The organism is Nostoc sp. DSM 114167 (genome assembly GCF_052692655.1).
Genome location: NZ_CP195116.1, coordinates 2,854,431 through 2,880,164 on the forward strand (window position 1 = coordinate 2,854,431; position 25,734 = coordinate 2,880,164).

Annotated in this window: 19 protein-coding genes; 11 read left to right on the forward strand and 8 right to left on the reverse strand. The window is 41.3% G+C overall.

The genetic code is table 11. The features are described 5' to 3' along the window. Positions 1-9: 9 nt before the first annotated feature. The gene (locus NSTC731_RS12235; protein WP_445631035.1) at positions 10-162 is read left to right on the forward strand and encodes a hypothetical protein; all 153 of its coding nucleotides are present in this window, start codon (positions 10-12) and stop codon (positions 160-162) included. Between the two features lie 110 nt (positions 163-272). On the opposite strand, the gene NSTC731_RS12240 is transcribed toward NSTC731_RS12235, so the two are convergent. Further along, positions 273-1,676 carry a protein kinase domain-containing protein gene (locus NSTC731_RS12240; RefSeq protein ID WP_445631036.1) on the reverse strand — a complete coding sequence of 468 codons (1,404 nt, stop codon included), beginning with the start codon at positions 1,674-1,676 and terminating at the stop codon, positions 273-275. 305 nt (positions 1,677-1,981) lie between these two features. Beyond that, positions 1,982-2,995, reverse strand: a complete 1,014-nt coding sequence (locus NSTC731_RS12245) for a LysR family transcriptional regulator (RefSeq protein ID WP_335007605.1) — start codon at positions 2,993-2,995, stop codon at positions 1,982-1,984. A 212-nt stretch (positions 2,996-3,207) separates the two neighbouring features. Between NSTC731_RS12245 and NSTC731_RS12250 the strand changes: the two genes are divergently transcribed. The 3 genes from NSTC731_RS12250 to NSTC731_RS12260 all read left to right on the forward strand — a co-directional run bounded on the left by NSTC731_RS12250 (position 3,208) and on the right by NSTC731_RS12260 (position 7,282). Further along, entirely contained in the window at positions 3,208-3,924 is a 717-nt protein-coding gene (locus NSTC731_RS12250; protein ID WP_445631037.1) for an NnrU family protein, read from the forward strand. 611 nt (positions 3,925-4,535) lie between these two features. Then, positions 4,536-4,922, forward strand: a complete 387-nt coding sequence (locus NSTC731_RS12255; protein ID WP_322679819.1) for a thioredoxin family protein — start codon at positions 4,536-4,538, stop codon at positions 4,920-4,922. A 257-nt stretch (positions 4,923-5,179) separates the two neighbouring features. Continuing rightward, positions 5,180-7,282, forward strand: a complete 2,103-nt coding sequence (locus NSTC731_RS12260; protein ID WP_445632074.1) for an NAD(P)H-quinone oxidoreductase subunit 5 — start codon at positions 5,180-5,182, stop codon at positions 7,280-7,282. Between the two features lie 104 nt (positions 7,283-7,386). On the opposite strand, the gene NSTC731_RS12265 is transcribed toward NSTC731_RS12260, so the two are convergent. After that, the gene (locus NSTC731_RS12265; RefSeq protein ID WP_445631038.1) at positions 7,387-9,531 is read right to left on the reverse strand and encodes a PDC sensor domain-containing protein; all 2,145 of its coding nucleotides are present in this window, start codon (positions 9,529-9,531) and stop codon (positions 7,387-7,389) included. A gap of 96 nt (positions 9,532-9,627) precedes the next feature. Here NSTC731_RS12265 and NSTC731_RS12270 point away from each other — a divergent pair, with 96 nt between their 5' ends. Beyond that, the gene (locus NSTC731_RS12270) at positions 9,628-10,683 is read left to right on the forward strand and encodes a PstS family phosphate ABC transporter substrate-binding protein (protein ID WP_445631039.1); all 1,056 of its coding nucleotides are present in this window, start codon (positions 9,628-9,630) and stop codon (positions 10,681-10,683) included. 528 nt (positions 10,684-11,211) lie between these two features. Further along, positions 11,212-12,789, forward strand: a complete 1,578-nt coding sequence (locus NSTC731_RS12275) for an NAD(P)H-quinone oxidoreductase subunit 4 (protein ID WP_445631040.1) — start codon at positions 11,212-11,214, stop codon at positions 12,787-12,789. Between the two features lie 284 nt (positions 12,790-13,073). Here NSTC731_RS12275 and NSTC731_RS12280 read toward each other — a convergent pair whose 3' ends face one another. Beyond that, the gene (locus tag NSTC731_RS12280; protein WP_445631041.1) at positions 13,074-15,680 is read right to left on the reverse strand and encodes an ATP-binding protein; all 2,607 of its coding nucleotides are present in this window, start codon (positions 15,678-15,680) and stop codon (positions 13,074-13,076) included. Positions 15,681-16,081: 401 nt separating this feature from the next. Here NSTC731_RS12280 and NSTC731_RS12285 point away from each other — a divergent pair, with 401 nt between their 5' ends. Continuing rightward, positions 16,082-16,804, forward strand: a complete 723-nt coding sequence (locus NSTC731_RS12285) for a Uma2 family endonuclease (RefSeq protein WP_445631042.1) — start codon at positions 16,082-16,084, stop codon at positions 16,802-16,804. A 195-nt stretch (positions 16,805-16,999) separates the two neighbouring features. Further along, entirely contained in the window at positions 17,000-18,613 is a 1,614-nt protein-coding gene (locus tag NSTC731_RS12290) for a WD40 repeat domain-containing protein (RefSeq protein WP_445631043.1), read from the forward strand. A 53-nt stretch (positions 18,614-18,666) separates the two neighbouring features. Here the strand turns inward: NSTC731_RS12290 and NSTC731_RS12295 are convergent, their stop codons facing one another. The 3 genes from NSTC731_RS12295 to NSTC731_RS12305 form a co-directional block, all read right to left on the reverse strand. After that, a complete protein-coding gene (locus NSTC731_RS12295; protein WP_445631044.1) occupies positions 18,667-19,110 on the reverse strand; it encodes a DUF29 domain-containing protein in 444 nt (147 codons plus the stop codon). Positions 19,111-19,194: 84 nt separating this feature from the next. Further along, entirely contained in the window at positions 19,195-19,473 is a 279-nt protein-coding gene (locus NSTC731_RS12300; protein WP_445631045.1) for a LapA family protein, read from the reverse strand. 159 nt (positions 19,474-19,632) lie between these two features. After that, the gene (locus NSTC731_RS12305; protein WP_445631046.1) at positions 19,633-21,057 is read right to left on the reverse strand and encodes a phosphoglucomutase/phosphomannomutase family protein; all 1,425 of its coding nucleotides are present in this window, start codon (positions 21,055-21,057) and stop codon (positions 19,633-19,635) included. A 146-nt stretch (positions 21,058-21,203) separates the two neighbouring features. Between NSTC731_RS12305 and NSTC731_RS12310 the strand changes: the two genes are divergently transcribed. The 3 genes from NSTC731_RS12310 to NSTC731_RS12320 all read left to right on the forward strand — a co-directional run bounded on the left by NSTC731_RS12310 (position 21,204) and on the right by NSTC731_RS12320 (position 23,611). Then, the gene (locus tag NSTC731_RS12310; protein ID WP_445631047.1) at positions 21,204-22,067 is read left to right on the forward strand and encodes a PD-(D/E)XK nuclease family protein; all 864 of its coding nucleotides are present in this window, start codon (positions 21,204-21,206) and stop codon (positions 22,065-22,067) included. A gap of 88 nt (positions 22,068-22,155) precedes the next feature. Next, on the forward strand, positions 22,156-22,875 hold the full coding sequence (locus NSTC731_RS12315) for a hypothetical protein (protein ID WP_445631048.1): 720 nt from the start codon (positions 22,156-22,158) through the stop codon (positions 22,873-22,875). Between the two features lie 64 nt (positions 22,876-22,939). Further along, positions 22,940-23,611, forward strand: coding sequence for a hypothetical protein (locus tag NSTC731_RS12320; protein WP_445631049.1), 672 nt, complete (start codon positions 22,940-22,942; stop codon positions 23,609-23,611). 111 nt (positions 23,612-23,722) lie between these two features. Here the strand turns inward: NSTC731_RS12320 and NSTC731_RS12325 are convergent, their stop codons facing one another. Further along, on the reverse strand, positions 23,723-25,393 hold the full coding sequence (locus tag NSTC731_RS12325) for a transglutaminase domain-containing protein (RefSeq protein ID WP_445631050.1): 1,671 nt from the start codon (positions 25,391-25,393) through the stop codon (positions 23,723-23,725). Positions 25,394-25,734 lie beyond the last annotated feature (341 nt).

Sequence of the window (25,734 nt, forward strand, 5' to 3'; positions counted from 1 at the left end):
GGAGTCAGTATGAATTCTGTACAACTGGGTAGTGAATATTGGTTTCAAACCGTACTTCTCTACGAGACGCTACCGCGAATGTCTCGCTACACGCTTTCGCCCTTAGTGGGCAAAACTATTATTAAATATACATTCCGTTTAATTGCGCCCACCGTTCCATAAGAAACTATAGACCATTAAAGATTAAACCAATAGTGATGACAACGGCTAAAAAAGACTAAGTGTTTCCTTTTTATGAGACATTTATTGTAGCTGTTAGCACCAGAAGTTTTTTAAAGAAAGAGAGATAATAATTTATAAATAAGTCGAAATACGGCTGTCAATGAAATAGCTACTAAGCCTGCTCCAACTGCTAAAATCACCACTGACGGAAGGTCAAGACCTCCCCGTAAAAAGGGGATAAAAAAAATAATTGCAAAAGTAATTGTGGGAATAATTAATAAATCGAACTTTTCAATCCACCGCCTGGTTTGGGCAAAAATTAGTATACCTAAAATCAGGGCAGAAGTAGTCAAAGTAACTATTGGTGATTTTACTAGACTGAAGAGGGCGATCGCGATCAATGCACCCTCAAATCCACTAAATGCCGCCCCACCCAATAATTCCAATGTCGAAAACGCTGGCTGAGTTGGTGGACGACGGGGAACGACGGGATTAGAACCTTGGGGTGGTTGTGGCGGGAGGGTTACAGAGGGCGAATTAGGTTGTGTGGGAGATTGAACCGCCTGTGAGTTAAGTGCATCTATAACCTCCTGGGCTGACTGGAAGCGTTGATTAGCAGCAGGTAACAGCATCTTGTCTAAAATGTCAGCAAGGTGAGGGTTGACACTTACTTGGGTTCGCCATTTCCACTGGTTGCTATAGGCATCAAATAGTTTAACTGCTTCCTGATTTGTCAACAAGGTAATAAGAGTTACAGCTAAGGCGTATAAATCTGTAGATGGGAATACTTGACCCCCAGCCATTTGCTCAGGCGGTGCAAATCCCATCGAATAAATTCCTGTGGAAGAAGCAGCAGAACCCAGTGCAACATTTGTTACTTGCTTAACTGCGCCAAAATCTAGTAAAAAAAGTCTCCCATCACGACGGCGCATGATGTTAGAGGGTTTAATATCTCTATGGATAATGCCTCTGTGATGGACAAACTTTAGTACCTTCAGAATTTCTTGCAGCACCTCCAACACTTGCTGTTCAGAAAATTTGCCTTGTTGAACTAATTCTTCTTCCAAGTTTTGTCCATCAATATATTCTTGTACTAAGTAAAAAAATTGGTCTTGCTGTCCTGGTTGCAAACTATTAACTATCACTGGAAAGAAGGCAAATAAGTCAGGTATTTGCTCGTGATCGTTACCAAGTTGTGCTAAAACTTCTGCTTCTCTTTCAAACATCAACTGTGCTTGTTGCAGTTGATTTAAAGTTAAATTTCCCGCTGGTTGAAACTGCTTAACCACGCATTGACGCATTCCTGGTATTCGGCGATCGCGTGCCAAAAATGCTGCTCCAAACCCGCCCCTTCCCAGCAATTTAGTTGGCACGTATCGACCATCTAGCATCAATGGCATACCACAGGTAGTGCAATACTTTTGCTGGGTTGTTTTCAGTGTCGTAACATCATCTAAATCGGCAAAATAGTTTTGTGGGCGTGGACAACGCGGACGAGTGCAGTAAACTTCCATTTTCGTGATTAGTCAAAATAATTCGTAATAGATAATACTCGCCTTCTCTACGAGATGCTACGTGAATGGCAAGAAGCAAGCTACGTAATTCGTAATTAGTTCAGGTTATAGAGAAACTAAATTTATTAATGGGGAACACGAAACTTTTTTCCTGATGTCAAACCTTTGGTTTGCCTACAGCACCCTGCACGAACACAATGGGTTCATAATTACGAATTAAGTTAGCGACAGAGGAGCGTCATTACGAATTATTTGGTCATTTACAAAAAACAAAGGAAAAATGACAAAGGACTAATAACCTGATTTTAGTCTTCACCAGATAAGGTGGGTGTTGCTACCTCCAATGTAGTTAACACTAGACTTTTTTGTGTTAATTTTAACACATCTTGATTCCATCCTGGGTTAGCAAACTGGGGCAAAATTTCTTGACTAAAGGCTTCGGCGGCCTTGGATCTATAGCGATTGGGATTACAAATCAGCCACAGCGTCCGTTTGACGACAACGCCTTCAATAGGAGTACGGTGCAAAACGCCCATTTGTAACTCTTTAGCGATCGCACTAGTTGAAACAAAGGCAGCCCCTAGACCAGATTGCACAGCATTTTTAATCGCTTCAATGGAATTTAATTCCATTTCAACTTTAAAACGTCTGGTATCGATTTCACAGCGTGCTAGCACTTGGTCAATTACTTTGCGGATAGTAGATTGGGAATCTAAAGCAATAAATTGTAATTTATATAGGTCTTCTTTCTGAATTTTTTCAAGTTTGGTAAAAGGATGAAAGACAGGTAAAATCAGCGCTAGCTCGTCCTCAGCGTAAGGAATCACTTCTAAAGATTCTGACAGTTCGCCGGGAATTTCACCACCGATAATTGCCAGATCGACTTGTCCGTTAGCGACACTCCAAGCAGTCCGTCGGGTAGAGTGGACGTGTAATTGCACTGCCACATCTGGATATTTTTGTCGGAACATACCGATCATTCTGGGCAAAAGATAAGTGCCGGTGGTTTGAGAAGCACCGACAATTAAAGTACCACCTTGGAGATTTTGTAAATCCTCGATCGCCCGGCAGGTTTCCTGACACAGACTAAGGATTTTTTCACCGTAGTTTAAGAGTAAATGCCCAGCTTCGGTTAACTGGGCACGTCGTCCTCCACGGTCGAATAAGGGGACATCGAGTTGCCGTTCGAGATTTTGGACTTGCAAACTGACGGCGGGCTGGGAAACGTAAAGACTATCAGCGGCACGCTTGAAGCTTCCTTCTTGAGCGATCGCTTTCAGGATACGTAACTGATCTAAAGTGAAAGGAAGGTCAGACATAAGGCTCAACCCACAAACTTTTAAAGGAGCAGATGCACGTAACAAATCCGGTTTGGCAGCAATCAGCCGGACATGATTTGTTGCATATTAAACTTGAAGGCTTGACTCGAAAAAGACAGTAGCACAACATCTTGACTAAAGTCCCCTTTTGAATACTTTGTGGTATTGGTTGTACTGAATTCAGTTTTCTTTAAATTACTTCACCTGTGTATATGCTGCTGATTTCTTGGTTGACACCCAGTCATTTTGTCATACTGGGGTTACAAATAGTTTTTGCGATCGCTCACAGTGGAGGCGCTGCTTTACGCCCAAGGGCCGAAAAATACATTGGCCCAAGGTTTTATCGCATTCTCTTTGCATTAGTCAGCCTACCGTTGGCTGTGATATTAATTATTTACTTTTTTGGGCACCGTTATGATGGTTTGCAAATTTGGCAGGTACAAGGGGTGCCAGGAGTGCGAGAATTTGTTTGGCTGCTGTCAGCAATCTCGTTTTTGTTTTTATATCCTGCTACCTTCAATCTACTAGAAATTGCTGCTATTCAAAAGCCCCAAGTTCATCTCTACGAAACAGGAATTATTCGGATTACCCGTCATCCCCAGATGGTGGGACAAATAATTTGGTGTGTTGCCCATACTCTCTGGCTGGGTACTACCTTTACTCTTGTGACTTCCATTGGATTGGTGTTGCATCATTTGTTTGGGGTTTGGCACGGGGATCGCCGCCTGAGCGATCGCTATGGGGAAGCTTTTGAAATTGCCAAACAGCGGACTTCAATTATTCCCTTTAAAGCAATTATTGACGGGCGTCAATCTCTCAAATGGCAGGAATTTCTCCGCCCTGCCTATTTGGGAGTTGCCATTTTTATAGCTTTACTTTGGTGGTCACACCCTCTGTTATTGGAAGCAACTAGTAGGATAGGATGGTAACTTTAGACGATCCCCAGTGTCAGCAGAAAATCCGAAACAGATGGAAATTTCAGCTTATCAAGCTTATCAATTGCTCCAAATCAATGTAGGATAAATTCAAACATCTAACAGTGGGGGTGCGTTCAGTCAGCTTGAGATTTTATTATTGGTAGTCGTTGGTCAGTTGCCTTTCTTTGAAAGAAAGTGGCAGATTCATCAAATCCCCAGGCAGTCACGGCAATCAGGAGTTTAACATCCAAAAAAGCCAACGCGACTTCTAGGGTCGCTTTTCTATCAGAGACACATTAACGCGCTCAATTTTTGCCAATAATTCTGTGTCCTGAAATTTCTGTCCTGAAAGCATCTATCGGCAGTTAGTGACTTGCCAATCCTCCACTGAAGCAGTGCTGAGTCCTGAGTCCTGAGTAAAAGCAAGCAACTTAGTATTCATTGCTTGGAAAGTAGTCCCAATCCCCGCTTTACTCTAAAAGAAAAAGAAACGAGTTCCTCATTCAATCCCCTAACTTTTTGTTATGGACTTCTACTCAGCAACCAGAACTCGGAACTCAGCACTACTTAATTCAGTACTAATAGCTAGTTTGATATAAAAACCTTATAATCCAAGAGGCGTCATGGTGTTGTCGGTTAGTGAGCGGACATTTACTCAAGAAGTTTTAGAATCTCCTATTCCTGTTTTAGTTAACTTTGAAGCACCTTGGTGTGGCTTGTGCCGGATTATCCATCCACTTTTGTTGCAATTTCAAGCCCAGTGCGGCGATGAAATTAAATTAGTCGGGGTTAACGCCGATCAAAATTTTAAATTGTCTACTACCTATAGGCTAAAATCACTACCCACTTTACTATTGATTGAAAATGGCACTATTCGCCATCGCTTGGAATGCTTTCGCGGCAGGGAAGATTTACGTCTAGCTTTAGAAGAGATTAAAGCCAGCTACAGCAATTACCCCAAAATCTACAAAAGTTCAAAAACAGTGGACTTAGAATGCCGATCGGCCTGATGGATATTGGGTGTGGGGCATGGCGGCATTGGGGAGGCAGTGCGGTCTTGGGGTCTCCCCAAGCGGAGCAACTGCCGTCATTGGACAAATAACTAATGACCAATGACCAATAACTAATGACTAATGACCAAATCTAAAACCATGCTTAATACCCCACCCAATCAGTCTTGGGTGGGTTATTTTATCCTAAAGGGTGTAGTCACAATTATTAACAGTTTCGACACGCTAATCAAGAATTCTAAAAGTAGGCGTCAGTGATGGAAGTAATCTATCAGTATGCCTGGCTGATTCCGGTGTTCCCTCTTCTTGGGGCAATGCTGGTCGGTCTAGGGTTAATCTCGTTGAATCAGGTGACAAACCGCCTCCGCCAGCTTAATGCTGTGGTGATTATCTCCATGATGGCAGCAGCTATGGTGCTGTCGTTTGCCTTGCTCTGGAGTCAAATCCAAGGACATCCGTCTTATACCCGCACCTTGGAGTGGGCAGCAGCAGGTAATTTTCACCTGAGCATGGGCTACACTATTGACCACCTGACAGCCCTAATGCTGGTGATTGTCACAACGGTAGCCTGTTTAGTTATGGTTTACACCGATGGCTACATGGCTCACGATCCCAGTTACGTGAGGTTTTACGCCTATCTCAGTTTGTTTGGCTCCTCAATGTTAGGTCTGGTGGTCAGCCCCAACCTAGTACAAGTTTACATATTCTGGGAACTGGTCGGGATGTGTTCCTACTTGCTGGTCGGTTTTTGGTTCGATCGCAAGTCAGCAGCCGATGCCGCTCAAAAAGCGTTTGTGACCAACCGTGTGGGTGACTTTGGTTTGTTACTCGGCATTTTGGGGCTGTTCTGGGCAACAGGAAGCTTTGATTTTAATATCATGGGCGATCGCCTTGCCCAACTCGTCGAATCAGGTTCGATCAGCAATTTTCTCGCTGTCCTGTTTGCGATTTTAGTTTTCTTAGGCCCAGTTGCAAAATCAGCCCAATTTCCCCTCCACGTCTGGCTACCAGATGCAATGGAAGGCCCCACCCCCATTTCTGCCTTGATTCACGCGGCAACAATGGTGGCGGCGGGTGTTTTCCTGATTGCCCGGATGTACCCAGTATTTGAAGACGTTCCAGCCGCAATGAATGTCATTGCCTTTACTGGGGCGTTTACGGCGTTTTTGGGGGCAACTATTGCCATTACCCAAAACGACATCAAAAAGGGCTTGGCTTACTCCACCATTTCCCAACTTGGTTACATGGTGATGGCAATGGGAATAGGCTCCTATAGTGCTGGACTATTCCACCTGATGACCCATGCCTATTTTAAGGCGATGCTGTTCTTGGGTTCAGGTTCAGTTATTCATGGTATGGAAGGTGTCGTCGGTCACGACCCCGCCTTAGCGCAAGATATGCGCTTGATGGGTGGACTGCGAAAGTATATGCCGATCACGGCAACTACCTTTTTGATTGGTTGCTTGGCAATTTCTGGTATTCCACCCTTTGCTGGTTTCTGGTCAAAAGATGAAATTTTAGGGAAGGCTTTTGAGGCAAACCCACTCCTCTGGTTTATCGGCTGGCTAACTGCCGGGATTACAGCTTTCTATATGTTTAGAATGTATTTCTCGACATTTGAAGGCAAATTCCGGGGTACTGACGAGAAAATCAAGGAAAAACTTAAGAAAGCTGCGGCGACAATTGTCCTGGAATTAGAGTCAGAAGAACCAGTCCCGAATTTTGGGCCTGGGGCGATGAAGAAAGGAGAATTGGCGGCAACTAGTCAGCATCATGAATCCCATGACTCCCACGGGCATCACAGCGACTCCCCCCACGAATCGCCGTGGACAATGACGCTGCCGTTGGCACTGTTGGCTGTGCCTTCGATTTTGATTGGTTTGGTGGGAACTCCCTACGCCAATTATTTTGAAGAGTTTATCTTTCCTCCTAGTGAAACTCTGACCGAAGTTATAGAAAAGGCTTCCGAGTTCAATCCGACGGAATTCTACATCATGGCGGGTGCTTCAGTCGGAATATCCTTGATTGCGATTACCCTGGCTTCGCTGATGTATTTGCGCCGTAAAATTGATCCGGCTGCGATCGCTGCTAAAATCCAACCACTTTACGAGTTATCCCTCAACAAGTGGTACTTTGATGACATTTACCATCGGGTTTTTGTCCTCGGCTTGCGTCGCGTAGCTAGACAAGTTATGGAAGTTGACTTCCGCGTTGTAGATGGTGCTGTTAACCTCACAGGCTTTTTCACCCTTGTTAGCGGTGAAGGTCTGAAGTACCTAGAAAACGGTCGCGCTCAATTCTATGCCTTGATTGTGTTTGGGGCGGTTTTGGGTTTAGTGATTGTCTTTGGTGTTACCTGATTTTCATAGGAGCAAAGGGGCGGCTGTCTGCCCCTTTGCCTCTACATTATTTTTTGAATTTTATGATTAAAGCATTTTCACGTCAGTAAATGATAGCTTATGCTTTAGAAAAATATAAAAATAGTAATTAACAGCAACAGCTTCAGAAGAGAAGGCCAGTACAAAATTTTAGCTATCAAGTTATCTTTATACTGTAGCAGCTTTAAATCCGGTTTTACGAGCATTAAAACAGCGTTAATAGTGATCACAAAAATGTATAAATAAATAACTAAGTAGAAAAACTCGAAATAAACAAGTCCTTTGGCAAGGACTTGTTCCCTAAGCGAAATTTGGTCAAGAATCACAATAAAAATAAAACCAGCACAAGCTGCCAAAACCTCCATAGTTTTATCTCTATCGGCAATTACTAACATTGCAAACAGCATGACAACGACTACAAACAGCGGCCCGATTCTGGAGATAAAAATACTGATAACTTGGCGTTTGGTAGTAATATTGAAATTAAGTTCAGGAACATTTGTTTTGAAAATAGTATTTGGTATCCCAAAATTGCTATCGTATGTTGCATAAAGATATTCAAAAAAACTATCTTCAATCTGCCAGCCATCCAAGACTAGTCTCTTATCTAAACCAGGATGGGCGCTGGGGTTAATAATTTTATAACTCTCAAAATCGGGCGTGAGAAACACTTGGCGGTTTAAATTATTTTGAGTATTAAAATCGCTGTGCCATAGCCGAATTTGAATATCTTTGTAGTCAAAGGGATAGTGAGAGTAATCCAAATTTTGCAGCACTGTAGCTTCCACATACCAACCAATAACCTCAACATTCCCTTGGGTATAATGGTAAGCTTCCTTCATTTGTACATCGTTGACACTGACAGCATCCGGCATAATAAAACCGCGAGTCAACCCATCGTGAATGCCTTTGGTATACTTCTGCCAGATATAACCCGTCATAAAAACTTTTTTAGCACTTTCAAATTCTAAGGACTGAATGAAAATTCCAGTAGGCACATATAACGGCGGCTTTCGGTTTAAGTTTTTATTTAACTTGACTTGCGGAGCCAATAATTTATCAACTTGTGCTTGATTAAGCAGGATGTTGTGATTGGTTATATAGTTGCGATCGCCCAAAGCTAATTTCCAAATCATTCCGATTTCTGTGGCAAACAAGATACTAGAGATTGACGACACTATCCACACTCGGCTAACACGAAACTCATAAGCCCGCAACATTAGAACTGACAAACAAATGAAAAACCAGAGCAAGGCTAAACAGCTTAAAATTAGCGTTTGTCGCTTAGTTTGGTCATCTAGCAAAACTTCTTGTTTGAGAAAGACTACTCCCACCACCCAATTATTCAGCTTAGTTGGTTGCAGGAAAAACCAAGAATTTTGACCTGTGGTTTCATCGAACAACTCCGCTTCGCCTTCCTTACCTTGAAGCGCCTGTTTAACTAATGCTAGGAGTTGTTTGTTGTTCTGCTTGGCAGCAATTTCAACCAAGTTGTTTTGCTGTTTTACATTATCAGTAATCGTATGATAGACAAAAGTTCCATTTTTAGAAAGAACAAAGGCGTAGCCCGTTTTTCCCAGTTCCAGTTTTAAGGAATCAATTAACTGTTGTATTTGACTTAAGGAATATTCACTAAAAAGCACTCCTTGCGGCAATTTTCGTTTACCCTGCAAACGATAGAACGGAGCATAAAATCCCACTATGGGTTCAGTCAAGAGAGACTGCTGTGACCTGCGGTAGGGTTCTCCCCAAGATGCTCCATCCTGCAACGTCTTGCGATACCAGGGATATTTTGTGTTGTCATCATTTTTCTCTTGTTGCCCTAATTGCACACTGTTGTTTACCCTGAAATAGACAGGTGCATCTAGCTTTTGGGATTTGCTTCTACTAACACCAAGTTCATAGGCTGCACCGAAGGTAGCAAGATAAGGGTTTTTTTCAATTTTTTGTTGGAGTTGCGCTGATAGTTGCTCATCGTTGATTTCATCTGTTGTGAGGGAGTTAGCAAGAGCAAGAGAATTATCTTGAGTGGTACGCAGTTCGTTCTCGATCTCCAGAGTCGTTAGCACAGCTTCTCGCTGGGCTTGGTTTTTAGCTTTTTGAAGTCTCTGCTGTGCACTGTGCCAATAGATGTAAAACCCAAATAGAGCTAATGCAAGAGTGATACCACAAAGGGTTAGTAATGCAAAGAATAGTATTTTTTGCTTTTTATTCTTTTCTATGAATGCCATTTATCAAAAGCGTAAATAAATTTTCTCGTAAAGTATTCTGACACTTTTCCATATAATCTACATATAAATTGGCTGTATCTATTTATAGTTAAAAGGATGTTACATATTAAGTGTTTTTTAGCAACTATCTTATTGGTGAGTTTGAGTGCTTGTACTAGCGAGCAAAGGCAAGTTTATACTCCACTAGACAGCAGAGTAAATGGCAATACTGGCTTAGATGCAAGTAAAACTGTACTGATTGACGGTTCGGGTACGGTTTCTGTCATTAGTGAAGCAATGAAAGAACAATTTAGAAAAGTAAACCCCAATGTAAGAATCGCTATTGGGAAGAACGGTACTGGAGACGGCTTTACAAGGTTTTGCCTTGGCGTAACTGATATCTCAATGGCAGCCCGTCCGATAAAAAAGTCAGAGATTGAAGCCTGTCAAAAAAACAACATTGAATTCGTTGAATTGCCGCTTGCCATTGATGGCATCTCCCTTGTAGTCAATCGCACCAACACTTGGGCTACTTGCCTCAAACCTCAAGAACTGAGCAAAATATGGGAGTCTGCGGCATCAGGCAAAATCGTTAACTGGAACCAAGTTCGTAATAACTACCCCGATCAATATCCCCTAATACTGGCTGGCCCGGCTGTAGGCACTGGTACTGTAGACTATTTTAGTGAGGTGATAATTGGCAAAAGTGGGAAAATCCGCAATGACTACAAAACCAGTGAAGAGGAAAGCGTAACTGTTCAGACAGTCGCATCTGAGCCGGGAGGTCTTGGCTTTACAGCCTTTTCCCGCTACCTAAAAAATCAGAACATTCTCAAGGCTCTTGCTATTGAGAACAAGGAAGGTAAATGTGTAGAGCCAAGCCCAGAAACGATCGCCAACAGCAGCTATAATCCCCTTTCCCGTCCTCTATTTATATACGTCAGCAAGACAGCTCTTAAAGAAAATCCTGCCGTCAAAGTTTTTGCAGATTACCACCTAAATGCTGCTAACCGTTCCTTAATCTCAGAAAGTGGCTACGTTCCTTTGCCAGATAACTTGCTAACAAAAGTGCGATTGCGTCTAGATCGTGCGATCGCTGGCTCGGTTTTTGAGGAAGGGTCGCCAGCCAATGTCAAATTTGCAGATCGATTAGCAAGTTCCAAACAGAGGTAGAAAACAGATACTAGCGTGACAAGTCTAATATGGTACTGGGTTTATTTAAACCGACGAATGACTCATAGTGAGTTGATAAACTGGCAAGGACCGACCCAGGAAGCATAGTGATAAATTAAAACTGAGTGAATCCTCTACATAGAGCGAAGTCACTCAAAGTTTGGGAGTGAACCGATCGCTTTTACCCAAGAATTGCGCCATCGTTTTTCTCCACACTACTGAGAAATAAGAGGCATTATGCGATTGGGTTGGAAAATTGTTTTATTCCTTTCCTCTCAAGGTATTAATTTTTTTGCCATCTCAAAATAAGCGAACGTACAGTTTTTAGGGTAAATTTTTGACTTGACTGGGAGTATCACAACGCACATTCCGCACCCGCAACTGTCAAAAAAGACTCCCAAGAGGAAAAATAGGGGACTGCCAATTTAATTAAATCAACCTAACGAGGAAGACGAAATCCCCAAAAAGCTGTTACTTAATAACTAGTGACTTTTTGCCAAACATGATTTTGATAGCAGACGAATTGTGATGAATACAGCTAATTTTCCGTGGCTGACGACGATTATTCTGTTGCCGATAGCCGCTTCACTACTGATTCCCATCATCCCGGATAAAGAAGGCAAAACAGTGCGCTGGTACTCCCTCGTTGTAGGGCTGATAGATTTTGCACTAATTGTTTATGCTTTTTATACTGGATATGATTTTTCCAATCCAGATTTGCAGTTGGTCGAGAGTTACGCCTGGGTACCCCAACTAGATTTGAATTGGTCAGTAGGGGCAGATGGCTTATCCATGCCCCTAATTATTTTGACTGGATTCATTACCACGCTGGCGATTTTAGCAGCTTGGCCTGTCACCTTCAAGCCGAAGCTATTTTACTTCTTGATGTTGGCGATGTATGGCGGTCAGATTGCCGTGTTCGCTGTCCAGGATATGCTGTTATTTTTCCTGGTGTGGGAACTGGAACTAGTACCGATATACTTTCTGCTGTCGATTTGGGGAGGCAAAAGACGGCAATATGCAGCGACAAAATTTATTTTATACACCGCCGGCGGTTCGCTGTTTATTTTGCTGTCTGCACTGACAATGGGATTTTACGGCGATACGGTGACATTTGACATGCGATCGCTCGCCTTAAAAGACTTCGCCCTCAATTTCCAACTTGCCGTCTATGCTGGCTTCCTGATTGCTTACGCTGTCAAGTTACCGATTATTCCCTTGCACACTTGGCTACCTGATGCCCACGGTGAAGCTACAGCCCCTGTACACATGTTATTAGCAGGTATTCTCCTGAAAATGGGCGGTTACGCCTTAATTCGGATGAATGCCCAAATGCTCCCCGATGCCCACGCTTATTTTGCACCAGTGTTCGTGGTTTTGGGGGTAGTCAATATCATCTACGCTGCCTTAACATCCTTTGCCCAGCGCAACCTGAAGCGAAAAATTGCCTATTCCTCAATTTCTCACATGGGCTTTGTGATGATTGGTATTGCCTCCTTCACCGATTTGGGGTTGAGTGGGGCAGTATTGCAAATGGTTTCCCACGGGTTAATTGGGGCGAGTTTGTTCTTCCTGGTTGGCGCAACTTACGATCGCACCCACACCCTAATGTTGGATGAAATGGGCGGTGTTGCGAAGAGAATGCCGAAGATTTTCGCCATGTTCACCACCTGTTCAATGGCTTCTTTGGCATTGCCAGGGATGAGCGGTTTCGTGGCAGAATTGATGGTATTTGTTGGCTTTGCTACTAGCGATGCTTATAGCTCTACCTTTAAAGTTATCGTGGTGTTCTTGATGGCAGTAGGAGTGATTTTAACTCCGATTTATCTGCTGTCGATGTTGCGAGAAATTTTCTACGGTAAAGAGAACGAAGAATTAGTTTCTCACCAAGCTTTGATAGATGCCGAACCCCGTGAAGTATTTATCATTGCCTGTTTGTTAATTCCAATTATTGGTATTGGTTTTTATCCAAAATTGCTGACTCAAATGTATGACGCGACAACTGTACAATTGACAGCAAGATTGCGTGATTCTGTACCGACATTAGCACAGCAAAAAGACGAAACACTAAAGGTTTCTTTGAGTGCGCCAGAAATTGGTAATTAAGTTGCGATCGCTACTTTAGTTTTGTTTAAATATTTATTGCTTTGAGGGCGGGTTTTGTACCTGCCCTTTTTGTTACTCACTTGAAACTTTTAATTGAGTAAAGTAATAAACCTGTATGGCGTAAGTGAGTAAATAGATTTTTTACAATTATTCTAAAAATAGATTATTAAGCTGATAGATTTGTTTGCAACCAGTGCAGTAAATCTTCCATAGCATTAAAATCTAACAGCATCTCGTAGACAAGTGGCTTTATTACATAAAATAAGGCAAATAGCAAGCACATTTTATGAATTATTTACGACTGCTAGACTAGCAGCAGATGTAGTAGCTAGTTCACGACTTTGGCAAATCGGAATCTCAACCCAAAATTCTGCTCCTTGTCCTGGTTCAGAAATACACCAAATAGCTCCGTTGTGTTTTTCTGTGACAATCTGAGCGCTAATTGCTAGTCCTAATCCAGTGCCTTTACCTGCGGCTTTTGTAGTAAAGAAAGGGTCAAATAATTTTTGCTTAACTACTTCGGTCATGCCAGGGCCATTATCTGCAATTTGTACAGTTATGTAATCCGAGTTGCGTAACTCAGTACGAATTACAATCTGGCTGGGTTTAGCTTCTATATCTTCAAGAGTTCGCTTACTGTTATAACTATCAAGGGCATCAATGGCATTACTAATAAGATTCATAAACACTTGATTGAGTTGTCCGGCATAGCATTCTACTAAGGGAATATCACCATATTCCTTGACTATTTCAATTCCGTTATTTCCCGGCGTTTGTTTGAAGCGATTTTGTAAAATCAGTAGTGTGCTATCAATACCTTCATGAATGTTGACAGGTTTCATATCCGCTTCGTCAAGTCGAGAAAAATTTCGTAAGGAGAGAACTATTTCCCGAATGCGATTAGCTCCCATTTTCATGGAAACTAATATTTTAGGTAGATCCTCAGCCATAAACTCAAAGTCGATCGCTTCTATATGAGCTTGTACTTCAGGTGTTGAATGAGCATTAGATTTTTGATAAAGTTCTATCAGTTCCAACAAGCCCAGCGTATATTCACTTACATGGGTCAGGTTGCCGTAGATAAAGTTAACTGGGTTATTGATTTCATGAGCTACACCAGCCACTAGTTGACCTAAACTCGACATTTTTTCGGTCTGAATTAGTTGAGCTTGAGTCTGTTTGAGATTGTGCAGAACTTTGTTGAGTTGTTCTGCTTGGGCAGTAGCAGCAGCAGTAGCAGCGCGACTTTGATTATACAATTGGGCTTGGTCAATGGCGATCGCTAACTGGTCAGCCACGCCTCGAATGATTTCCACCTCATCATCACTCCAGGGGCGAAGCTCTCTACTATGTTCGCAGACAATCACACCCGATCGACCCGACTGAGTTTGAACTGAAACTATTAGTAGAGACTTAAAGCCCAATGTCACCAGTAAATTCCGACTCTTGAAATCAAGCCAGGAATCTGCCGCAATGTCATCAAAGCAAAGCAAATTCCCTTGCATAACAGCCTCACTTAAAGCTTCCACATTTTGGATCGGAGAACAGCCTAAAGGTTCTGTTAAGTCGGGAGCGCAAGCTTGCTGACTCAGTTCCAAGCTAGTAGATTCATCTTCTTGATAACACCAAAAAAACTGGCATCGATCGATCTGTAGCAGTTGCCGAACTTCACCCACTACTGTACTCAAAATCGTATTTAGATCCAGCGAGTTACGAATTTGACTAGATAGACGAGTTTTCAGAATTTTTTCCCGTTCAACTAGCTTTCGCAATTCGACTTCAGACTGCCTTAACTCTATCTGGGCAATATTACGATTAACACTAGCTCTTGCTAGTAGCCAAGAACCAATGCCAATTAGTCCTACTAACCCAGCATATAGCGGTAGCAATTGACTCAAAAATCGGTTTGATTTGGTTGTCAACGTCTCTGGTGACACCCACGAGACAATCTTCCAGTGATAGGATTTAGTATCAATTTGATTTTGACTTGGTGCAAAAGCTTGTCCTGCTCCCGTACTAGATTTTTGCCCTTCGAGAAGTGGATAGACTGTGGTAAAAGTGAACATTCCTTCAGTAGTTTGGAATTGTCCCGATTCTTGTTGAGAAATCCGCTGCCATGCTTGGGGAAAAGTTTTGCCAAAAGTGCGGTTTTTGCGGTCGGGAAACATAAATCCCCATTCATCTTCAGGCTTCGCCCCTTTTAACCAGTAGCCATCGGCATTCAGTAACATTCCCTGGCTAGGGGCGTTAGCAAAAGCTTGATTAAAATTGTCTAGCAGTTTTGCACCGAAATAATTTAACACCACAATGCCTCGTTTCTGCCCACGGTTATCAAAAACGGGAGTGCCAAAGCGGATCATTGGCTTCAAGGGTTGTTCAACCTGACCACGTTCGATGTTTAGGTCAAGAGGAGAGACAAATACTTGTCCTTGGTTCAGGCGGAAAGTGTCATTAAACCAGTAACGCTTGGCTTGAACTTGCAGTTTTTCTTCGGGGACAATCCCTGGTTCACCCTTGTTAAAGTTGACTCTGACAATTTCCTTACCCGATCGATCCAAAAAGCGAATTTGGTCGTAAAGTTTTTTATATCCAGAAAATAATAAAAATTCTTGAGAAAGTGCCTGTTGTCTACCCACTCCCTCTAAAATTCTTTGTAGCTCGTTTTGTTTAGAGATAACCATCAAATCTGAGACAACCGAGTGAAAGTCTCCGCTAATTACTTTAGTTTGTAAATCTACCTTACGGAGTTCATTTGTTTTGAGCAGAACTTGCTCGGTTTGTACTTGTTGGTAGTAGATAGTGGCAATAACAACTCCAACTAAAGCTGACAATGGCAAAAAAACTATTAGGAAGTTTTTGATTAAAACTCGTGAATGGATCTGTGGTGACATCTCTGATACTTAGGTACAACTCAAAAATCGGGCTGAAAATTAGCTAATTTCCAGCTACGCCATGTTTTCTGAGTCAAGGTTGAGAGAAGACTTTTTCTCCTGGTAGGTATAGGTAATCAGCCCAGCTACCAAATTCACCATGAAATTGAATACTCTGCGACTTCTGGAATGTTCGAGTTGAACAATGTTCCGCCCTTTTTTGCTATTGTCAGTTACACACTCTGGTAGTCAGTACCGAAAATCCACGAATTTAATGTAAAGATTTTACACTTATAAAGATTTAATTACTGAGAAGAAAGATACAAAGCAATCGCTAAACATGGCTTTTCATTCTTGCCATGCGATCGCACATCAATAGATTACGTACAATCTATCTAAAATCAGATTTGGCAAAACCGCTCATGTTAAACTACAATCCACTGCATTGTTTGCCATCTTCCGAAGAACTACCCGACTCAGATGATACTGCTGTGGATAATGAACTTCAAAATTTAATTCCCGGCTTGCTGAAAACGATACTGGCTTTGGTTTGGTGCGATCGCTGGAATTGGTTCTTTGGTGTTGACATGGGTATTTATTATCACCCAGATAAACCAGCTATTGTCCCTGATGGGTTTCTCAGCTTAGGAGTTAAACGTGTCATTGATGAGGACTTACGCCTAAGTTATGTGCTATGGGAAGAAAAGCAACTGCCAATTTTAGCACTAGAAGTTGTTTCTCAAATTTATCGCGAAGAATATAACACCAAGAAAGAATTTTATGCCAAAGAATTAGGAATTTTGTACTACGTTGTATATAGTCCCCTGCGGCGGAAAAAGACACCTTTGGAAGTGTATCATTTAGTTGATGGGGAATATATCTTAATGTCAGGAAATCCCGTTTGGCTACCAGAAATTGGTTTAGGAATTGGGCGAGAACGAGGAATTTATCAAGGTATAGTGCGGGAATGGCTGTACTGGTATGACGAAGAAGGGCAAAGATTGCTGATACCAGAAGAACGCATTAGGGAAGCCGAAGAACGCACAGCTTTTGAAGAACAGCGACGGGTAGAAGCAGAACAAAAAGTGAAAATGTTAATTGAAAGGCTAAATGCGCTAGGTGTCGATCCAGAAAGTTTGGGTTGAAATTTTATCCAGTAAACTTTAAAAAATCAGTCCTTTTTTGCCCAAAATTGGCAATTATTTGTGCTGAAAAAAGTGTCGGGAGTATTGGTTGATTAATATACTCATTGCAGATTTTATTTCTGGCAGTTTAGTTAACTCTGTTAAAGTCAAATCTTTGGCATAATTTTGTAACACATAAAGAATCCTTTAAACTTTATGAATACTACTAATCTTCTGAGAGAAATACAAATTGAGTTCATTCAAAGACTCAATACAAATCAGGATGAAGAATTGTTATGTTCTAGATATGAAGGAAATTATAGTGAATTAAAAATTATTTTATTGGATGAATTAAGAGATGCTAGAGAGTTTGCTTGGAAAATGGTTGATAAATTTAAACATCAGAGTAATAATGCTCGTGTGAATTTCTCTAATCATCTAAAAGGAAAGTTGGGAGAAATTGCTGTAAAACACTCTCTTGGAAACTATATAACTTCCGTAAGTTATGAAATTCTCCCTAGCGACGATGGGAAAGTTGATTTTAAGATTAACTCAAATAAAAATATTGGAATGCAAGTTAAAACTCGATATGGCAACATTAATACTCAATGGAAGTTTTCTAAAGATGAAATAGAAAAAAACAAGGTTTTGGCATGTGTATTGATTCATGAAAAACATTGGGAAAGTCAAATTTTTAATGAGTTTGAATCAGAATATAGACTTGTGATGGCAGGATTTATTACTACAGAAATTATTAAAGATAAAATTAATGCCAATGAAATTTATTTACAGTCCGATAAATACGGATATTCTATTAGTCTAAAAATAGAGAACTTACTTCATGGTAGTGGTTTAAAGAGTTGCCTGAAACATTTAGAATTTATAAACAATTTGCAGTGGAGAGAGTATCAAATTCAGGCAGAAGGTGGAGATATATGCAGTCTTATAATTAGCCGAACTAACAAAACACTCGTAACAGGCGATAGTTGCCATTACATCAATTTTTGGGATTTGGAAAATCAAACCTTGCAATACTTTGTTGCAAGTACTAGAAGACAAACTGGCGATGGGCATAGCGGAGATGTTACTGCTCTTGCTTTAAGTCCTGACAATAATTTTTTTGCTTCGGGAAGTGATGATAAAACTATTAAAATCTGGGATTGTAATACAAAAAGCCTACTTAAGACCTTAAAAGGGCACTCACAATCTGTGTATTCTCTAGTTTATAGCTTTGATGGTAAGCGAATTTTTAGTGGGAGTCTAGATCAAACGGTCAAGGCTTGGAAAGTACCTGACTTTGAAATAGAGTTCACCATAGATGTCAAAGATAATCTAAATTCAATTAAAATTCATCCTAATGGTGAAATTTTAGCTACTGCTGGGAAAGATAAAAATATTAGTTTTTGGAGGGTATCAAATCAGCATTTACTATGTAAATTATCAGCACACGAAGAACAAATTATGGATATCTGTTTTTCTAGCGACGGATTTATTTTGGCAAGTTGTAGTAAGGATAAAACAATAAAAATTTGGAATACCTCTCATAAAAATTTAATAAATGGATTAAAACCACATTTAAAATTTATAAGGTTACACGAAAGCTATATTAATGCAATTACAATTAGCCCTGACTGCAAGCTACTTGCGAGTATAGATGGAAATGGAACTGTATATTTATATGAGATTGAAACAGGACAACTGATTTGCAAGCATCCTGAACAACTTCCATATAGTTATAGCAGAACTCATGCAATAGCATTCAGTCTAGACGGAAAACTTTTAGTTGCAGTAGCAAAGCATATCATCAGAGTTTGGCAACGGGTTAACTAATATAGACATTTCTTTATAATGTGCTTCCTATGACACAGCCACAATTACAGTTATCAAATATCGTTTACTTCCGGTAGCCAGTCTTCATCCAACACTAACTCTACAGAATATGGGTACTCTTCTAGAAACACGGATACAAGCATCCCCGTTTGCTTGGCTGCTTTGCGACGCGCCCTTTGATAACTTTCCTCAAGTTGCTCTGTAGGATAGCTCTTGAGACTAGGACTATCGAGGATGGCTAACTCAATTTGGGTACGAGAATCAGTAATTGAATCCAACCAACTATCTGAGCGACGCTGGGGTTGATATTGCCACTTGAGCAGATGCAAGAGTAAGCGAGTTAGTTGACTGGCAATAGCCCGTCGTTCACTTTTCCCTAAGCTTTCAACCTCTTCAATCAGATGTTCTACATCAACTTCATGCCAGTGATGCGATCGCAATAGTTGGGCTGTCTGTTGAATCCACAAGTTAAAATCTGCTTTATAAGTTGCGCTCATAGCCGTTCTCGATCGGTTGCATAGTTTAAGCCATAGCACGTAGCTTTTCGGGCAGAAATCAATCTCATCAGTTTTTTTCAAGCCTCAAAAATCTTCATCATCAACAAAAAATTCGGCATCGTCTTCCAATCTAGAATTACTCTGCCCAATACCAGCAAGTCCCCACAGAGGTTGCAGCAGTGCCATACCAATTAACCCGACACCGGCACTAAAAGCTAGCACTAAACCCATTGGTATCTGAATCGATTGGAATGTTAAAAATTTTAACGATACGGGTGTAGCATTTTGGACTGAAATAATTGCGATCGCTATTACCCAAACTGCTACAACTAAAGATGTAAAAAAAGGAGCAAGAGTTTTCATACTTTGATCGAAATGAGGAGTTAGGAGTTAGGAGTTAGGAGTTAGAAGTTAGGAGTTATATTTTGCTCGAAATTAGAAATAAGGAGTTAAGAATTGTTACTTTACAACTCTTAACTCCTAATTCATAACTCTTAACTCTTAATTCCTAACTCTGGCAAATTAAACTGCTACTGCCTCTAGTTTAGCAATGGCACTTTCTAACTCTTGGGCGATTTGGGTGAGTTTTTCGGGAGTGTTGGTTTCTAGGTAGACGCGTACCAGTGGTTCTGTACCGGAAGGACGCAGTAGAACCCAGCTACCTTCTTCTAAATACAGCTTAATACCGTCTTTACGCCCCACTTCCTTGACTTTAATTCCTGCTACCTCTGTAGGTGGATTTTTAGTAAAGGAGTCGATGACGGCGGTTTTGTGTGCCTCTGTGAGGTGCAAGTCTAGGCGGTTGTTGTAAAGTGGGCCATCGGCTTCAGCGATCGCTTCTTTGACAAGTTGACTTAGCGGTTTGCCTTCATAGGCGATCGCTTCTGCCACCAGCATATCGGCTAAAACCCCGTCTTTTTCGGGAATATGCCCAATAATACTCAAACCACCTGATTCCTCTCCACCGATTAACACGGCAGTTTCGCGCATTTTTTCGCCGATGTATTTAAAACCAACTGCTGTTTCGTAAATTTGCAGCCCATTTTTAGCAGCGAAATTATCCAGCAGGTGAGTTGTAGCGACAGTACGGACTATAGCGCCAGTTTTACCTTTATTTTTGATTAAATGACGTGCTAGGAGTAGCAGCACAGTATTCGGAGTGAGGACGTTTCCTTGTTCATCAACGATACCAAAGCGATCGCTATCTCCATCCGTTGCCAAGCCCAAATCAGCGCGATCGCGAACTACTGCTTCCACTAACTCAACTAATTGTTCTCCTTTGGGTTCTGGCATTCCACCCCCAAATAAAACATCTCTCCAATCGTGGAAACTTTCTAGTTGAACGCCACTATGTTGCAAAACTTCATCTAAATAGCCGCGAGAGGTAGAATACAAAGCATCGTACTTTACCTTTAAATTAGCGCTTTTGATCTTTTCTACATCAAGTAGAGTGTAGATAAATTGTAGGTAATCTGGTTTCGGATCGAAAATGGAAATTGAACCTGATGGGTTGTTCCCAGGCAACTCATCCGATGCACCTTCTATATTTGCCACAATAGTATCAGTAATCTCTGGAGTGGCAGGCCCAGCATAATCGGGTATATATTTAATTCCACAGTAAGGTGCTGGATTATGGCTAGCAGTAAACATTAACGCCCCAGCGGAATTTAGGTGACGGGCATTGTAGGCAATTACTGGTGTGGGACAATCCCGATCGGTAATTTTTACAGTCCAACCCAAGTCTGCTAATACTTGGGCCGCTGTTTGGGCAAACTGGTCAGCTAAAAAGCGAGTATCGTAGGCAATAAGTACTGGTCTATCTTTTGTGTAGGCTGTTTCTAAGTAAGTGGCGATTGCCCTTGTTACTTTTCTCACATTAGGAAAAGTAAAGTCATCGGCAATAATCCCTCGCCATCCATCGGTACCAAATTTTATCTTGCTAGACATTTTTGCCACTTGCTCCGGTACATTATCAGTACTATAAAAGCTTCCCGCAAAGCGTGTGTAGCAGCAAGTATCCTCCGAAGTTCTTTTCTAAGCAAGCCTTAGCTTAAACTTCTCCCCACCGTATTTTCTCTCACTGTTTCTGAGCAATGTCAACCCCCGATCGACCTTTTGCCAGTTATCACCTTTGGTCTCTAGTTGCCCCTGCGACTGGGCAAGAACGCTGGCACTGCCAGATGAGACGGGGGTTTATCAAAGCACGGCAACACGAACCACAAGTCAAAGCGCTTTTAATGCAAGCCACCGCGCCCCAGCGTATTGGCATACTAGCTCAGAAAGGCGTTTATGAGTTTCATCATCACAGGCATCTGTTGAAGCAAGCAGATGGCGTAGAAAGAGTTGCCCAGCTACTTAAATTAGGCAACTCAAGCGTTCAAGTTCAGCAACGCGTGCTGCAAATTTTGCAAAAATATCACGATTCGCCGTTGCTTTTGGATAAAGATATTATCCAATTAACTCCAGGTGATGAAGGCTTTCCTAAACCGATAGTAGTTGAACAAGAAGATTATTGCTTTCGCTTATACGCGGCTATGGACTGCGTTTTTATTGAGTCTGATAGCACTTTACATATTTTGGATTTCAAAACTGGCAAGTCGGCTTTTGACAAACGACAGGCATTAGTTTACTTATTAGCTGCTCGTTATCTTTACCCTGGACGAAAAGCTGTAGCATCATTTTATAATTTAGAAATATGTAAAAAATCAGACTTAATTAGTATTAACAATAGTGAATTAGAATCCTTAAAATTTGAGTTAGCGAATATTGCTCATAAGCACCAGCACGATTTGCATAAATATCAGGAAGAAACTAGTAATTTCAGTAAAATATTCCCTCCTAATCCTGGCTCTCACTGCCGCTTTTGCCCATTTAACTCCATCTGTGAGTTTGCCGATTTTAAGCAGCATCAATCATATCCATTGCCTAGTTTAAGAAGTTTAAGAGTTAATAGCTAATTAGTTTATTTACTTGGTTCATTTTTCCAAAATAATAAATACTCGTATTTTTACTGGACTGATTTTCTTCTCCTATCAGACAACCTAGATGTCAGATACATCGATTTTTATCTTTGGTTGTAAGGAGTTAAGACTAGTGCGATTAACCACAAATAAATCCGTATTTAGATTAGTAGGAATTTCGACATTTCTTTTACTTCTCATTTTTAAAGGGATTTTACCTCAACCTGTTTATGCATTGCTGTTGTCTCCAGATGCTTGTGCTGTTCAAGCTAGATGTGCTGCTGCTGGCTCGGAATTAGCTCCTACTGCGAAGACTGCAATTAGCAGTGCAACTAAAGCTCAAAATGAGCAGGTTCCAAATAAAGCTCAAGAGAGATATTGTTCTTTTTATCCACTTAATTTAGTTTGTGGCCCACAAGGTCAATCTTCAGTTCTTTATAATTACAAATTTCATCAAACAGTACATTACAGGAAGTCTGGTTCTCCTGACAAATTTGTAACTCATCATTATCGAAGTTGGCGACCTGCGCCAGGGGCAATTAGAAGTTTAGCTCAACCTCCAGGTATTGAATTTGGTGGTGGTTATCCTCCATCTGGTGATTATGTAACCTGGATTCGTTTAAATGATGGAGATGGTAACAATCAAACTCGTGGAGTTGTTTATGAATACTCAACTGGCGACACCATGACATGGGATGATTATGCAAATTATTCTAACAATAATATTGAGGGAGAATGGATTAGCGATGTAGTTCGTGCTGATATACCGCCAGATAATTTATTCCCTCGTCATAGGAAAGATTGACCTTAATAAAAGCACGATGTAGTTGTTCAATTACTAAATATTCACCAAATTAGAGGTTGCTGGCATGAATGATTTTTCTACGCTTCTCCAAAAGATTAAAGAAAATCCAGTTATGTACATAGATAAGCCATCAATTACTTCTCTTCGTTCATTTTTAGGTGGGTATATAGATGGTCTAATCACACTAGGATTTACTACAATAGACTCTTGTGGAATGGAAGGGTTTCAAGAGTGGATACAAGAAAGAGCAAAAACTAATGTGAGTCAATCTTGGGCTGGGATAATTCTCTCTTACTCTGGAAGCGAACGAGCAGCTTTTAATAGGTTTTTTGAAGAATTTGAGCAGTTCTTAAAGCAGAAAAATAATTCAAAAATTCAAAAAAATGAAGATATTTCAAGGCTTAGTGAGGATATGAGTTTTCCTCAGTTTGATATTTACAGCGAGATTCTAACTAATATAAAGAAAAGACCAGGAATGTATTTAGGAGCTAATTCAATTACTAGACTAGATATGCTTTTGCGAGGATATAGTCTGGCTCGAAGAGAAGTTGGCGTACCTCCAACTGAGCCAGAAAGGGAATTTCAAGGTTTTCAATCATGGATTGAAGAAAAATATGGAATTAGCTCAGGTGAGTCATGGTCTAAAATAATTCTTTTCTATTCTGTAGACGAGCATGAGGCACTACAGAAGTTTTTTGAATTGTTTGAAGAATACTTGAATAGGAACAAGAGTTGAGAAGTTGATGAAAATTGTAGTTAGCTAGAGAGTATTAAGGTGCGTTAGCCTACGGCATAACACACCCTACTCGCTTTCTCAGCGCCTTTGCAGAATGCCCAATACCCTAATTCAAAAGTCTGGTAATTCTTTAATAATTGTGAACCGAATATGATTTATCGCCAAATCACCGATGGGAATATCTTCTTTAGTTAGCCGTTCACCTTTGCTTGTCACCGTTTCAAAGGTGATGCCTTTGCCAATTTCAATGTGATACCAGCATAAGCCCATAAAAAAGCGCGTTGGATAAGGGCCACCTTCACCTATATCGTCAGGATTTGATTCCATTGGCAACCAACCAAAATTGGGGACGTAGAATTCTAGCCAAACATGATTAAAGTCGGGTTGTAACGGTACTCCTACGAAGTCACTATGGGGAGGACATTTGTACCTGCCTACGGTACGGCAGGGGATGCCATTTAAACGGGATAAAGCAAGTAAAACGCCGACATATTCACCACAAGAACCAACACCCCGCTCTAAAACCGTATCTGGTGTATCAATGTAAGGTTTAATACCGTAGGATAACTCATCATAAACGTAGTTGCGGATGCTGTGCATTTTCCGCAACACATTGGTTTCAGAACCAATCGCTTCTCTGGCGGCACGGCGAACAATTGTAGTATCCATTGCTAAATCGTCGTCGTCCACTAGGTAGCGTGTTTGTAATTCTGGGGAAAGTTCAGGTATATTTTCTACATCTCTGGGTGTAATCCGATATTTAATCCCTCGAACTTCCAAAAGTGCTTTCCAGCCAAATATATGCCGTTCGCCTGGGGCAAGAGAATCAAATTTAAAGACTGCTACGCGTTGTCCTTCTATCACTTCTTCGGTGAAGGGTATACCAATAGGTTCAACGTGTTTCACCTTTTGACGCTCAGTTTCCGATGGTAGGGCGATGCGCCATTCCACATCGGGTAAATAAACCTCGTCTAGGGGTGCAATTTCTTCAGCATAAGACATTTCAATCAGATAGCCATTAGAGAGGGCGTAGCGCTTATCTGGCTGGTAATGATAATACAGAGGATGAATAAAAGTGCGATCGCGGAATGTTAGCTCATGACTCGGATCGGCATTGGGGTTATCCCGGATATAAGGCTCTTCTGAGGCGTAGGCGACGTAAATACTTTCTTTGCCTGTTTCGGCATTTTTATGGATTGCTATGCCGGTAGGACATTCAAAGGGTGTCAGGACGCTAAATTGCAGTTCTCCTGTGGCTCTGTCCATCGCGTAAACTGATTGTTCGGTGCGATCGCAAATCCATAGCATTTCTTGGTTAACTGCCAAATTCTCTATCCCAACTCCAGGGGCATAAAATCTGGTAATTTCTTTTCGGGTTTCGCGGTCAAAAACTAGAATGTAGCCTAGCCTTTGGCAACTTACATAAACTGTTGTTTCCCAAACAGCAACGCCATCAGCGGCATAAGGCAATGTTACAAAATGTTCTAGATCCAAAGTGTTGAGCTTGCACGAGTAAACACTATTTTCTCGGCTTACCCACAGGGTATCATCCCACACCGCTAGACCAGTGACATCGGTAAATTCTTCAACTTGATGGAAATTGAGAATTCTGCTGTTGTCAGAGGTAGGATCGATCTCCAGTAGATGCCCTTTAATACTGTCAATAGCAATCAGTCTATCTTTAATAAAAGTAATGCCACACAGGGCAGCAGCGGTAAGCGGTCGAATTGTTTTTTGCCCAAACATCTGGCTAACGGTCAAAGTGGGGAGTGCAAAACTCATAAAACCTTGTGGTAAGTGTAAAAAACCCTCACCTTTAGGTAGGAGAGGAAACATGACCGAAGAGGGGAAAGGGGGAAGGGGGAAGGGGGAAAGGGTGCAAGCCCCTAAACTTTATTTATCGAGGGGAAAAAGATTCAATTCCAGACTATTGCGCGAGAATTGAGGCATCCTTACTTCAAGCCCCTAACTTTAGTTATGGGGTTCTCTTTCCCCTTTCCCCTTTAACCTTTTCCCTGCCCAAAGGGCATTGACTCAAGCGGTTTTACCGCCGTCACACCAATTGCTTGATATAGGAAATCCTAGTCGAGCAATGGCTCCCCCAATTGGGGTAGATGAAGAGT

Coding starts and splice junctions, on each gene's coding strand:
- NSTC731_RS12235 (WP_445631035.1), top strand. CDS start 10: ATGAATTCTGTACAACTGGGTAGTGAATATTGGTTTCAAACCGTACTT.
- NSTC731_RS12240 (WP_445631036.1), bottom strand. CDS start 1,676: ATGGAAGTTTACTGCACTCGTCCGCGTTGTCCACGCCCACAAAACTAT.
- NSTC731_RS12245 (WP_335007605.1), bottom strand. CDS start 2,995: ATGTCTGACCTTCCTTTCACTTTAGATCAGTTACGTATCCTGAAAGCG.
- NSTC731_RS12250 (WP_445631037.1), top strand. CDS start 3,208: ATGCTGCTGATTTCTTGGTTGACACCCAGTCATTTTGTCATACTGGGG.
- NSTC731_RS12255 (WP_322679819.1), top strand. CDS start 4,536: ATGGTGTTGTCGGTTAGTGAGCGGACATTTACTCAAGAAGTTTTAGAA.
- NSTC731_RS12260 (WP_445632074.1), top strand. CDS start 5,180: ATGGAAGTAATCTATCAGTATGCCTGGCTGATTCCGGTGTTCCCTCTT.
- NSTC731_RS12265 (WP_445631038.1), bottom strand. CDS start 9,531: ATGGCATTCATAGAAAAGAATAAAAAGCAAAAAATACTATTCTTTGCA.
- NSTC731_RS12270 (WP_445631039.1), top strand. CDS start 9,628: ATGTTACATATTAAGTGTTTTTTAGCAACTATCTTATTGGTGAGTTTG.
- NSTC731_RS12275 (WP_445631040.1), top strand. CDS start 11,212: ATGAATACAGCTAATTTTCCGTGGCTGACGACGATTATTCTGTTGCCG.
- NSTC731_RS12280 (WP_445631041.1), bottom strand. CDS start 15,680: ATGTCACCACAGATCCATTCACGAGTTTTAATCAAAAACTTCCTAATA.
- NSTC731_RS12285 (WP_445631042.1), top strand. CDS start 16,082: ATGTTAAACTACAATCCACTGCATTGTTTGCCATCTTCCGAAGAACTA.
- NSTC731_RS12290 (WP_445631043.1), top strand. CDS start 17,000: ATGAATACTACTAATCTTCTGAGAGAAATACAAATTGAGTTCATTCAA.
- NSTC731_RS12295 (WP_445631044.1), bottom strand. CDS start 19,110: ATGAGCGCAACTTATAAAGCAGATTTTAACTTGTGGATTCAACAGACA.
- NSTC731_RS12300 (WP_445631045.1), bottom strand. CDS start 19,473: ATGAAAACTCTTGCTCCTTTTTTTACATCTTTAGTTGTAGCAGTTTGG.
- NSTC731_RS12305 (WP_445631046.1), bottom strand. CDS start 21,057: ATGTCTAGCAAGATAAAATTTGGTACCGATGGATGGCGAGGGATTATT.
- NSTC731_RS12310 (WP_445631047.1), top strand. CDS start 21,204: ATGTCAACCCCCGATCGACCTTTTGCCAGTTATCACCTTTGGTCTCTA.
- NSTC731_RS12315 (WP_445631048.1), top strand. CDS start 22,156: ATGTCAGATACATCGATTTTTATCTTTGGTTGTAAGGAGTTAAGACTA.
- NSTC731_RS12320 (WP_445631049.1), top strand. CDS start 22,940: ATGAATGATTTTTCTACGCTTCTCCAAAAGATTAAAGAAAATCCAGTT.
- NSTC731_RS12325 (WP_445631050.1), bottom strand. CDS start 25,393: ATGAGTTTTGCACTCCCCACTTTGACCGTTAGCCAGATGTTTGGGCAA.